Annotated in this window: 9 protein-coding genes; 5 read left to right on the forward strand and 4 right to left on the reverse strand. The window is 61.2% G+C overall.

Going from position 1 to position 11,422, the window contains the following annotated elements; all coding sequences use genetic code 11:
- Window position 1: 1 nt before the first annotated feature.
- On the reverse strand, window positions 2-724 hold the full coding sequence (locus K0H48_RS09535; protein ID WP_219267334.1) for a MotA/TolQ/ExbB proton channel family protein: 723 nt from the start codon (window positions 722-724) through the stop codon (window positions 2-4).
- Window positions 725-775: 51 nt separating this feature from the next.
- Window positions 776-1,597, reverse strand: a complete 822-nt coding sequence (locus K0H48_RS09540) for an energy transducer TonB (RefSeq protein ID WP_219267283.1) — start codon at window positions 1,595-1,597, stop codon at window positions 776-778.
- A gap of 442 nt (window positions 1,598-2,039) precedes the next feature.
- Here K0H48_RS09540 and K0H48_RS09545 point away from each other — a divergent pair, with 442 nt between their 5' ends.
- Both K0H48_RS09545 and K0H48_RS09550 read left to right on the forward strand, forming a co-directional pair.
- Window positions 2,040-2,786 (forward strand): hypothetical protein, encoded by a 747-nt coding sequence (locus K0H48_RS09545; protein WP_219267284.1) that lies wholly within the window; start codon window positions 2,040-2,042, stop codon window positions 2,784-2,786.
- Between the two features lie 43 nt (window positions 2,787-2,829).
- Window positions 2,830-4,029 carry a CynX/NimT family MFS transporter gene (locus K0H48_RS09550; protein ID WP_219267285.1) on the forward strand — a complete coding sequence of 400 codons (1,200 nt, stop codon included), beginning with the start codon at window positions 2,830-2,832 and terminating at the stop codon, window positions 4,027-4,029.
- Here the strand turns inward: K0H48_RS09550 and K0H48_RS09555 are convergent.
- Entirely contained in the window at window positions 4,000-6,315 is a 2,316-nt protein-coding gene (locus K0H48_RS09555; protein WP_219267286.1) for a TonB-dependent receptor, read from the reverse strand. The two genes, K0H48_RS09550 and K0H48_RS09555, sit on opposite strands and share 30 nt — an antisense overlap.
- Window positions 6,316-6,470: 155 nt before the next feature.
- Here K0H48_RS09555 and K0H48_RS09560 point away from each other — a divergent pair, with 155 nt between their 5' ends.
- Window positions 6,471-7,415, forward strand: coding sequence for a LysR family transcriptional regulator (locus K0H48_RS09560; protein ID WP_219267287.1), 945 nt, complete (start codon window positions 6,471-6,473; stop codon window positions 7,413-7,415).
- A gap of 190 nt (window positions 7,416-7,605) precedes the next feature.
- Window positions 7,606-9,213, forward strand: coding sequence for an alkaline phosphatase family protein (locus K0H48_RS09565; RefSeq protein ID WP_219267288.1), 1,608 nt, complete (start codon window positions 7,606-7,608; stop codon window positions 9,211-9,213).
- A 121-nt stretch (window positions 9,214-9,334) separates the two neighbouring features.
- Here K0H48_RS09565 and K0H48_RS09570 read toward each other — a convergent pair whose 3' ends face one another.
- On the reverse strand, window positions 9,335-10,240 hold the full coding sequence (locus tag K0H48_RS09570; protein WP_219267335.1) for a TauD/TfdA family dioxygenase: 906 nt from the start codon (window positions 10,238-10,240) through the stop codon (window positions 9,335-9,337).
- A gap of 181 nt (window positions 10,241-10,421) precedes the next feature.
- Here K0H48_RS09570 and K0H48_RS09575 point away from each other — a divergent pair, with 181 nt between their 5' ends.
- A complete protein-coding gene (locus K0H48_RS09575) occupies window positions 10,422-11,342 on the forward strand; it encodes a LysR family transcriptional regulator (RefSeq protein ID WP_219267289.1) in 921 nt (306 codons plus the stop codon).
- Window positions 11,343-11,422: the final 80 nt, after the last annotated feature.

Raw genomic sequence — 11,422 nt, forward strand, 5'->3', positions numbered from 1 at the left:
TTCAGGACGCCTCCTTCACTTTTTGCGGGTTGCTGGCCGCGCTTTTGGTCAGCGCAGGGTGCAGCAGCACGCGGAAGGAATTCTTCTGCGCCAGGCTGTAGAAGTCGTGGGCGAAGTCATCCAGGTCCGCCGCCGTGAGCTTCAGGCGGCGCAGGAAGTAGTTGTAGACCAGCACCGCCGGCACGGCGACGGCGATCCCCACACCGGTGGCCACCAGTGCCGCACCAATCGGGCCAGCCACGGTTTCCAGGCTGGCCGAGCCGGCGGCGCTGATGCCCTTGAGGGCTTCCATAATGCCCCACACGGTGCCGAACAGGCCGATAAACGGCGAGGTGCTGCCGATACTGGCGACCACGGCCAGGCCGGTTTCCAGAGAGCGGCGCTCACGCACAATTTGCTGGCGCAGGGCGCGTTCAAGGCGGTCCTGGTGATTGATGGCCTGGCTCAGGTCTGCCGCGTGCGGTGCATCACTGACCTGGATCGCGGCATAACCGGCCTGGGCCACACGGGCAGCAGCGCCGGGCTGGGTTTCGGCCAATTCAGCGGCGGAATCGAGACTCGACGCCGCCCAGAACTGTTTGTGGAACTTGCGATCCTGCGCTTTGAGGCGCCCGAACTGCACGCCCTTCAATAACGCCAGGCCCCAGGTGGCGACCGAAAAGACCACCAGCAGCCAGATCACCGCGCTTTCGATGGATTCAAGTGGAGATGCTAATGCCATGATGTTTTCCCTCTGTGCAGGTGACGGCGTGTCCAACACACCGCTGCCGAATAGTTAGTGAATCTTGAAATCGATCGGGACGCTGACCCAGCCGTCCTGCGCCACATCGCCCTGCTTGGCCGGCACAAAGCTCCAACGCTTCACGGCGGTCAATGCGGCGTCGTCGAGTTGCTGGCGACCGCTGCTTTTCTGAATCTGGATCTCACCCGGCTTGCCGCTGGCCAACACATGCACGCGCAACAACACTGTGCCTTCCCAGCCACGGCGCTGGGCCAGTGACGGGTACTCCGGCGCCGGGTTCTTCAAGTACGCGGCGTTGGCTGAAGCGGGTGTCACCGGTGCGGGTGACGGTGGAGCAGCCGGTGCTGGCGGAGCAGGAGGCGCAGGCGTCGGTGGCACAGGCGGCTGTTCGACCGCTTTCGGCACAGGCTTGGGTTCTGGTTTCGGCACCGGCTTTGGTTTGGGTTTTGGAACAGGTTTTGGCGGCGCAGGCTTGGCCGCCAACTCATCGACAACCGGCGGCGGAGGCTCAACCACAGGTGGCGGTGGTGGTGGCGGTACAGGCGGAGGCGGCTCCACCACTGGCGGCGCCGGTTGGGAAAATTCAATGGTCATCGGCGGGATTTCCGGCGGCACAATCGGCAGTACCGGCGTGGGCTTCTGGCTCACCCAATAGATCACCGCACCGTGCAGGGCCAACACCAGCAACCCGAGCAGAATCCCTTCGCGACGGCTCGAAAAACGCTTCGGGGTTTGCTGCAAACGCAATTGCCCCAACGGCGCGCGGTGCGGCCGGCCAAGGTCGACCAACTCACCACCCGGTGCCTGGCGCCACTGCGCCTCGGGTGCACTGGCGGCGGTCTGGACATTGCCCATTGATTCACTCCCTACGGTTTTCACACAAAAAAACCGACAGGCCTGCTAAAGCGGCCGTCGAGGGCTGAATCATCGGGGCTAGACGCTTATCTCTTAAAGTAATATTTGAAGTTATACATAGATCAAATTTGAATAAAAGAAACACGCTGAAACGCCAAAGCCACGGCCGGCGTAGCTTGTAGCGCAGGCGCTGAATAACGATGCTTTTAAGGCATAAAAAATATTCACCAAAGGCATGGTTTTTCCGTCGATTGGTAGCGCATCGCAAGTGTAGGACGGATCCCAGATCTGCTGGATAACAGCGTTTTTTCAAACACGCTATCGGAACCAAAACCCACCATGAACCACCCAGCGCTATACCGACATGCCTGGATAGCGCGTCAAAATGCATACACACCTGACGGCTCCTTGGATGGGGAGATCACACAGGGCAGAGGACCTCATGACTATCAACGCCCGGTTCAGCAATACAAATGCATATTACCCGCCCCTCAATCCAGCGGCTTACTCGCCTGGCACACATGCCTCAGGTAGACAGGAACGGAGCGTCCAGCCTCAAGCCAACGGCCCCTACTCCCCAGCAGCGCTTCTAGATGGTTTCTGGCAAAAATGGGGCACGATGAATTGCGTCACCGTTGCGGGAATAAAAGCCGCAATGCAACGCTTTGGCGGCCCCAATGAAGTGTACTTTTCGGTACAAAGAACTTACGGCGGGTTTGACGTCAGGATGAGAGACAACCCCAGGAATGTCTACCATGTGACATTTGATGAGCTTGCATACGCAGCCAGATTTTCAGGATTTGGGGGCAACAACCAGAAGATACTCAACGAAGCCAACTTCATGTATGCCGTGAGTGCCAAGCGGGCACAGCTAGAAAACAATGATGGCTATGCCGCACGTGGCTTTACAGCCGCGGTGCACAGCCTGGACACCTGGGAACATACCGCAGAAGGGCTGAACCGTCTGGGACTGGCAAATTATGTTCAGCACACTAATGCACAAGATTTGATCAACGGCGCACCTGGGGTCATGGCCGAAAACGACCACGTCGTCACCGTACTCAATGGCAGAAAAGATCATTACGGCAGGGTGGGCTACCGGCCAAACCCATGGGCTGCAGCCTTGAAGTTGCTTTATACGCCCAGAGAAGCATATGGGGGGACATTTAACTTCAAAATGCATCGCTGACTATCCATACTTGATGCCCCTTTTGTGCGCCCGCAGGTCATGCATGCCGCTTAACCCTTCATTCATGAGCAAACTCGCCGGCTGGGGGTTGCTGGTGGTTCTGGGCCTCAACCTGCGGCCCATCCTCAGCTCCATCAGCCCCTTGCTCGGCGAAATCCGCCAGGCCACTGGCCTGAGCTTCCAGAGCAGCGCCCTGCTCACCAGCCTGCCGGTGGTGTGCATGGGCCTGGTGGCGCTGGTCGGTGTGCGCGTGGAAGCGCGCCTGGGCGAACGACGCGGCATCGCATTGGGCCTGATGATGATTCTGCTGGCGTGCCTGGCGCGCTGGTTGATGGGCCAGGCGTCGGCGCTACTGGTCACGGCGTTGCTGGGCGGCGCCGGTGTGGCGCTGATCCAGGCGTTGGTGCCGGCGATGATCAAGCGCGAATTTCATCACCGCGTGCCGGTGGCGATGGGTGTGTACTCGGCCTCGCTGATGGCTGGCGGCGGGCTGGCGGCGTTGCTCAGCCCGCTGGTGGCCACGCATTTTCAGCAATGGCAGGCGGGGCTCGGCGTGTGGCTGCTACCCGCGCTGGGGGCGTTGTTGCTGTGGGCCTGGCTACCGCTGGGCGCGGCGAGAAACCTGCAAATCGCGCCGCCATTCAAGGGGCTGCGCAACCGTCGGGCGTGGCTGCTGGCGTTGTATTTCGGGCTGGTGAATTGCGGCTACATGAGCATGGTCGCGTGGCTGCCCGCCTACTACCAGCAACTGGGGTGGGGCGTGTTGCCGAGCGGTTCGTTGTTGGCGTTCATGACCATTTTCCAGGTGATCGCCGCGCTGCTGATGCCGGTGTTGGCCCAGCGCGGTATCGACCGTCGCCCGCTGCTCGGCATCAGCCTGTTGGCACAGACTGTCGGCTACCTCGGCCTGATCCTCGCACCGCTCGAGTATCCCCACCTGTGGGTCGCCTTGTGTGGTTTTGGCCTGGGCGCGTGTTTCGCCCTGAGCCTGCTGCTGACCCTCGACCACCACCGCGACCCACGCCAGGCCGGGCAACTGGCGGCCTTCGTGCAGGGCGTGGGCTTTTTGATCAACGCGGTCTCGCCTTGGCTGACCGGCTGGCTGCGCGAACTCACCGGCAACTTTGTCAGCGCCTGGGTGGTGCTGACGGTCACGGTGCTGGCGATGCTGGTGGTGACGCGGGTGTTCAGCCCCGCCACCTACCGCACCCACTCAGAAGTCGTAGCGCCCCGTCACGCCTAGGGTGCGCGGCGTGCCCAGCAAACCTTCGTAGCCGCCGTTGCCGCCCGTCCACAGGGTGGTGTAGTAGGTTTTGTCGAAGGCGTTTTTCAGCCATAACGACACATCCCACTGCCCTTGCTGGTAGTTGCCGCGCAGGCCGGTAGAGAGGTTGACCACCGCGTAGGCCGGAATCTGCCCATAGTCGGAATCCTCGACCGTGCCCACCGCTTTGGAGCGGAATGCATAGCTGGCGGTCACGTAAGGTTCGAAGCCGTTATCCAGGTTCCACTTGTACTCGCCGTTGGCGTTGGCGATCCACTTGGACGCGCCCACCACTTGGTGGCCGCTCAGGTCGCAGGAGGCTGGCGCACCCGGGCGCAAGCTGACTTCCGGTGGGCACGGCGCATCTTTGTAAGACAGGTAACTCACATCGTTGAGCGAGCCATTGATATTCAACGTCAGGCCCCGGATCGGCACCAGCGTGCTTTCCACTTCCACGCCGCGCGAGCGCACCGAACCGGCGTTGGTCAGGTATTGCACGCGGTTGTCCTGGTCGTAGGCGTTGGTCTGGTAGCCGTTGACCTGGGTCCAGAACAGGTTGGCATTGAGTTGCAGACGACGGTCCCACAGCGTGCTTTTAAACCCCAACTCGGCGTTGTTGGCGCGCTCGGTGCCCACCAGCAGCGAATCCGCCCCGGCCGTCGGCGCAGAACCCACCACCAAATTGACCCCGCCGGACTTCTCGCCATGGGACAACGTCGCATAGCCCAGCAAATTATCGTTGAAGTGGTAACTCAGGTTGAGCAGCCCCGACGGCGTGGCGCTGTACTGGTTGAGATCGCCGGAGTCATACGCGCCGGTGCGTCCTCGCCGCGCCGTGGCAGCGGCGCCGGTGACCGCAGCGCCACCCACGGGCGCATTGCGGCTGACCCAGGCGCTTTTTTCTTCGTAGGTGCCACGCACACCGGCGGTGAAATCCAGGCGTTCAGTGAGGTGCCAGGTGCCTTGGGCGAACAGGGCAAAACTGTCGGTGCGGATGTGCCCGTTGCCGACGCTGCTCACATCGTTCAGCGCGCCGGTCGGCGTGCCGTTCCAGATATCCGCCTTGGGCCCGTAATAGGCGAAGGATTTGTTATCCAGCGAGTTACCGAAGTAGTAGGCGCCCAGCACATAGTCGAAGAACCCACCGGTAGGTGACGCCAGGCGGAACTCCTGGGACCACTGCTTATCTTCCACCGACACACCAGCGTTATACGACGCCGGCACGTTAAGGCCGTCGTCATTGCGCGGGGTGAAATTCCACCAACGATAGGAGCTGACCGAGGTCAGCGTGAAGTCGCTTGGTAGCGTCCAGTTAGCCTCAAGGGACGTGCCACCTTGGAACACCGTGACATGCTGGTCGTTGTCCAGGTTGACCTTGCGGTGCGTGCCATCCACCAGGGTTGCGCCCGCCGCTGCGGCGCGGGATTGGTAGAGGTTGGTGCCATTGATGGTCGGCCCGGTGCTGTACAGCACGCGGGTGCCGGCGCTGGAATCTTCTTCGTTGTAGTCGCCGATCCAGCGCAGGTTGAAGGTGTCGCTGGGCTTGTACAGCAACTGCCCGCGAAAGCCCTGGCGTGAGCCGCCGTTAAGATCATGGCCGTCGTACTCGTTCTTGATGTCGCCATCGCTGCGTGTGCGATAGGCCGAAAAACGCCCCGCCAGATCGTCGGTGAGCGGGCCGGAAATCGTGCCCTTGGTCTGGAAATAACCGTCCTCGCCCAATGATGTTTCGATGCTGCGCTCCGGAGTGAAACTCGGCGCGCGCGTGCTGATATTGATCACGCCCGCCGTGGTGTTCTTGCCGAACAAGGTGCCTTGCGGCCCGCGCAAGACTTCGAGCTGCTCGATGTCCATCAAGTCGAACACCGCCATGCCTGGCCGCCCAAGGTACACGTTGTCGATATACAGCCCCACGCTGCCTTCCAGGCCGTCGCTGGCCGGGTTGTTGCCCAGCCCGCGAATCGACACGCTGGACTGACGCGCATGCATGTAGGCGACGTTGACACTGGGCACCAGTTGCTGCAAATCCTGAATGCGGTAGACCCGTTGGCTCTCCAACGCCTGGCCGCCGATGACGCTCATGGGCGTCGGCACTGCCTGGGCGCTCTCGGTGCGCCGCCGGGCGGTCACAGTGACGGTCTCAAGCTGGCCGCTGGCGTTTTCGCCCTTGCCTGCCGGCGCAGGTGTTTCGGCGGCCTGGGTCGGCGACCAACTGGTGCTGCCGGCCACCAACATGGCCAGGGGCAAGGACTTCAACAGACTCATAAGCGGCTCCGAAACCCGGAAATATCCATCAGTATATATTCCCAAAAGTTATTTATTTATGTTTTATCGAACATTTACTGCATAAGAGATAGCCTTTATAAGGAGTCGACCTAATGCATAGCCAATGCATTTCCCGGATATTTTTGATGTGAAAAATGCATATCGACTTGCGCCAACTTCGCCACTTCATTGCCCTTGCCGAACAACGCAGTTTTGTCGCGGCGGCGTTGGCCGTGAACCTGTCGCAGTCGGCGTTCAGTCGCAGCATCCAGGCGCTGGAACACAGTGCTGGTTGCCAACTGGTGGACCGTGGCCGCAAGGACCTGGCGCCGACCAAACAAGGCCAGGTGCTGCTCGAACATGCACGGCGCCTGGTCAGCGGCGCGCAGCAACTGGCTAACGAGATCAGCCAGTTCAATGGCCTGGAAGCCGGTGAACTGCGCTTCGGCTGCGGCCCGGCGCCCGCTGCCGGGTTGATCCCGCGTGCCATCGGCAGTTTTATCGGGCGCTACCCCAAGGCCCGCGTGCAGTTCCAGGTGGATGACTGGCAAAGTTTGAGCAAGCGCCTGCTCAGCGAAGAGTTCGAATTTTTCGTCGCCGACACCCGCCACTTCGAAGCCAACCCGGACTACCACACCCACCGCCTGCGCGCGCGGCGCTGGTACTTCTGCTGCCGCGCCGGGCACCCGCTGGCCGAGCGCGAAAGCGTCAGCGCCGCCGAGCTGATGAGCTACCCGCTGGCGGTGACGATTCGCCCGCCGAACCTGCGCAAAGTCATCGTCGACCTCAGCGGCCGGCCGGATTACCTGCCCAATGTGGAGTGCGAAAACGGCTACAGCCTGATGGGTGTGGTGCTGCGCTCGGATGCGATCGGCATCGTCAGTGCCAACAGCGATGTGCTGCACATGGCGCGGGGTGAGTTGGTGTGTTTGAAGATTGATGGGCTGGCTGAGGATCTGGAGGAGCGCTATACGCGCTATGGGATTGTCAGCCGTGCGGGGTATCGGCTGTCGCCGTTGGCGGAGGCGATGATTGAGCAGATCAAGCATATGGATGAGCTGGATGAGGACGTGTGCGCGCTGGAGAATGTCGCCGTCTGAGCGGGCGCTATCGCAGGCAAGCCAGCTCCCACAGGGGAACGCATTTCAAGTGTGGGAGCTGGCTTGCCTGCGATAACGCCAGTAGCAACACCCATGCATTCCCTGCATCAAACCCAGTCCTAAAATGCACTTGCCAGCGCCCTGCCCGAACAGCGAAAACCTTCACCTGTCCTCCGTTCGGTGAAGCCTCATGTCCAACTCACAACCCGTGCGCAATGTGCTCTACATCATGTGCGATCAACTGCGCCGCGATTACCTGTCGTGCTACGGCCACGCGCATTTGCACACGCCGAATATCGACCGCCTCGCCGCTGCCGGCGTGCGCTTCAGCCGCGCCTACACCCAGGGCACCATTTGCGGGCCGTCGCGGATGTCGGCGTACACCGGGCGTTATGTCAGCAGCCATCAGGTGGCCTGGAACGCGGTGCCGCTGCCCTTGGAAGAGCTGACCATCGGCGATTACCTGCGCCCCCATGGCATCCGCATCGCGCTGGTGGGCAAGACCCACGCCACGCCGAACCTGGAGGCGTTGCAGCGCCTGAATATCGACCCCGACAGCCAGCAGGCCGAGCCTTTCAACGAGGTGGGCTTCGACGCTTATTTGCGCCACGACGGCATCTACCCCGACAGCCCGCTGTTCGCGGAAAAACGCGAGTCTGCGCCCTACACTCAGTACCTGCGCGAGCACGGCTACGACGGCACCAACCCATGGCATGAATGGGCCAACGCCGCTGCCGGCGAAAACGGCGAAGTGCTCAGCGGCTGGCATATGCGCAACGCCGGGCTACCTGCGCGAGTAGCAGAGGAGCATTCGGAAACCGTCTACACCACCGACCGCGCCATCGACTTTATCGCTGAACAAGGCGAGCAGCCGTGGTGTCTGCACCTGTCATACATCAAGCCGCACTGGCCCTACATCGCGCCGGCGCCGTATCACGCGCTGTATGGCGCCGAGCATATCCAGGCGCCGATTCAGCCTGCGCACACCAGCGATCATCCGGTTTACCAGGCTTTCCGTCAGCATCAGGAGAGCGTGAATTTTTCCCGTGATGAAGTGCGGCTCACGGTGGTTCCGACCTACATGGGCCTGATCAAACAAGTCGATGATCAACTCGGGCGGCTGTTCGATTTTCTGCAAAGCAACGGCCGCTGGGACGACACGCTGATCGTGTTCACCAGCGACCATGGCGACTTCCTCGGCGACCACTTCCTGGGCGAAAAAGAATTCCTGCTGGAGCCTGCAGTGGGCATTCCGCTGATCGTGCGCGACCCGCGTGCCAGTGCCGATATCAGCCGTGGCACGGTGGATGAGCGCCTGGCGGAAACCATAGACGCCCTGCCAACGTTCCTCGATGCCCTGGGCTTGCCCGCCGCAGACCATCGCCTGGAAGGCCGTTCGCTGATTCCGCTGCTGCACGGCCAACCCATCACGTGGCGCAACTACGCCATCGCCGAATACGACTATGCCTTCCAGGCCCCGGCTCGTGAGCGCCTGGCACAACCGATCGACCGCTGCCGCATGACCATGGTGCGCAGTGAGCGTTGGAAATACCTGGCCTATGACGGTTTTCGTCCGCAGCTGTTTGACCTGCAGAATGACCCGCAGGAAGTACACGATTTAGGCGAGGACCCCGCGTATGCGGCGGTGCGCGAAACTCACTTGGGTTATCTGTTCGAGTGGCTGCGTGGGTTGAAGCGGCGCACCACCATCAGCCATGCAGAGGTTGACTCCCGTGGACAATGGTTTCGGTACGGTGAGCCTGAGGCGGAAAAAGTAGTGAAAATCGGCGTCTGGTAATCACACAAAACTAATGTGGGAGCTGGCTTGCCTGCGATGCAGACACCTCGGTGTATCAGTCACACCGAGGCGATGCTATCGCAGGCAAGCCAGCTCCCACATTGTTTAATCTCCAACAGGTTTAGAGGCCTTTGGTGGTCTGGCTGCGCTGCCCTTGCACGCTCACCGGCACATCGCCCTTGAGCGTGACCCGGCGCACGATGCGTTCCTGAGTGCCGTAATCGTCCACCGCGTAGTGCTGAGTCGCGCGGTTGTCCCAGATCGCCACATCGCCGGTGTTCCAGCGCCAGCGCACGGTGTTTTCCAGGCGGGTGACGTGGCCTTGCAGCAGGTTGAACAGCTGCGCCGATTCGGTCTGTGAATAGCCTTTGAGGCGTTTGACGAAGTGGCCCAGCAGCAAGGTTTTTTCGCCGCTGACCGGGTGTACACGCACCACTGGGTGCTCGGTTTCATACACGGTGGAGGTAAAGATTTTGCGGTATTCCTCGAGCTTTTCTACCGACACATCCGGCTTGCGCCCGGCGTAGTCGTACTCATTGCTGTGTACCGCCCACAGGTTGTCGGCGAGTGCGCGCAGGTCGACGCTGAGGTCGTTGTAGGCGGTGGCCGTGTTGGCCCACACCGTGTCGCCACCGGATTTTGGCGCCAGCACCGAACGCAGGATCGAGGCTTTCGGGTAGGCATCCACGAAGGTCACGTCGGTGTGCCAGGAATTGGCGCGCTGGCCACGGGCGCCATCGAGTTCCAACAGGAAGCGCGTGCCGTCGCGCACTGGCACCGTCGGGTGTGCGATTGGCTCGCCGAGCAGGTGCGCGAAGGCTTCCTGGCTCTGGTCATCGAGGTGAGTTTGTTCGCGGAAGAAGATCACTTTGTACTGCACCAGCGCTTGCTGGATGGCCTCGACGGTGGCGGCATCCAGGTCACCGGAGAGTTTGATGCCACGGATCTCGGCACCGATGCGGCCTGCCACCGGGTGGATGTCGAGCGCCTGGGCGACGGGTTGAATAGCTAATGCGGCGTTGCTCATTGTGATGACCCTCATGTGCCTGCTGATGGTGGGAAGCTTTCCAGCAACGCTCTATTCATATGCAATTTAGATCTAGCAAATGAACCAATGCTTCGTTGACGGAATAAGAGCTTGCATTTAAAACCTCAGCTCCCACGGTCGCAAATGCCTTCGACCTATTTTTCAAATGCCGGGAAAGCATATGGATCTTCGCCAACTTCGGTACTTCATCGCCCTCAACGAACACCGCAGTTTCGTGCGCGCAGCCGACGCCATGGGCATCACCCAACCGGCGTTCAGCCGCAGCATCCAAGGGCTGGAGCAGGAGTTCGGCTGCGTGCTGGTCGACCGTGGCCACAAGGACTTGCGCCCCACGCCAGAAGGCCAGGTGGTGCTGCAACATGCCTTGACCCTGGTACACGGCGCGGCGCTGCTGAGCAGTGAAGTCACGCGCATGACCAAGCTCGACGCCGGCGACCTGCGCTTCGGTTGCGGCCCGGCGCCGGCGGTAAAACTGGTGCCGGATGCAGTGGCGCGTTTTATCGGCTCGCACCCGAAAATCCGCACCAGTTTCCAGGTGGATAACTGGGAGAAACTCAGCCGCGCCTTGAGCCGCGAAGAGATCGAGTTCTTTATCGCCGACATCCGCCAGTTCGAGGCCGACCCGAACTTCCAGACCCGCGCATTGACGCCCAAGCGCGGCGTGTTTTTCTGCCGTCCGGGGCACCCGTTGCTGGCCAAGGACAGCCTGTCGACCAACGATATGTTCGACTACCCGCTGGCCTCGCCGCTGATCTCCCAGGGCATTCGCAAACTGCTGGCGAACCTGAGTGGGCGCATGGATTTTTCACCCAGCATTCAGACTGAACACTTCCCGGCGCTGGTAAAAATCGTGCTGCAATCGAACGCCATCGGCGTGGGCACCGAGGAAGCCTTTGCCGAGGACATTGCACAGGGTTCGCTGGTGCTGCTGCACTGGCGCAATTTGCCGCAAAACATGGAGACCATGAGTGCGCGGTGCGGGATTGTCAGCCGCACGGGGTCGAGGTTGTCGCCGGCGGCGAAGGCGATGATCGAGACATTGGTGGAGGTCGACAGGCAGGAGGTGAGTGTGGCGGTTTGACGGGCCTCATAGCAGCATAGGTATCGACACAACCCGTTGTTGTGGCGAGCAGGCTTGTCCTGCGTTGGGCTGCGAAGCGG

Origin of the sequence: Pseudomonas sp. Xaverov 259, from assembly GCF_019352915.1 — a bacterium.
Taxonomy (GTDB): domain Bacteria; phylum Pseudomonadota; class Gammaproteobacteria; order Pseudomonadales; family Pseudomonadaceae; genus Aquipseudomonas.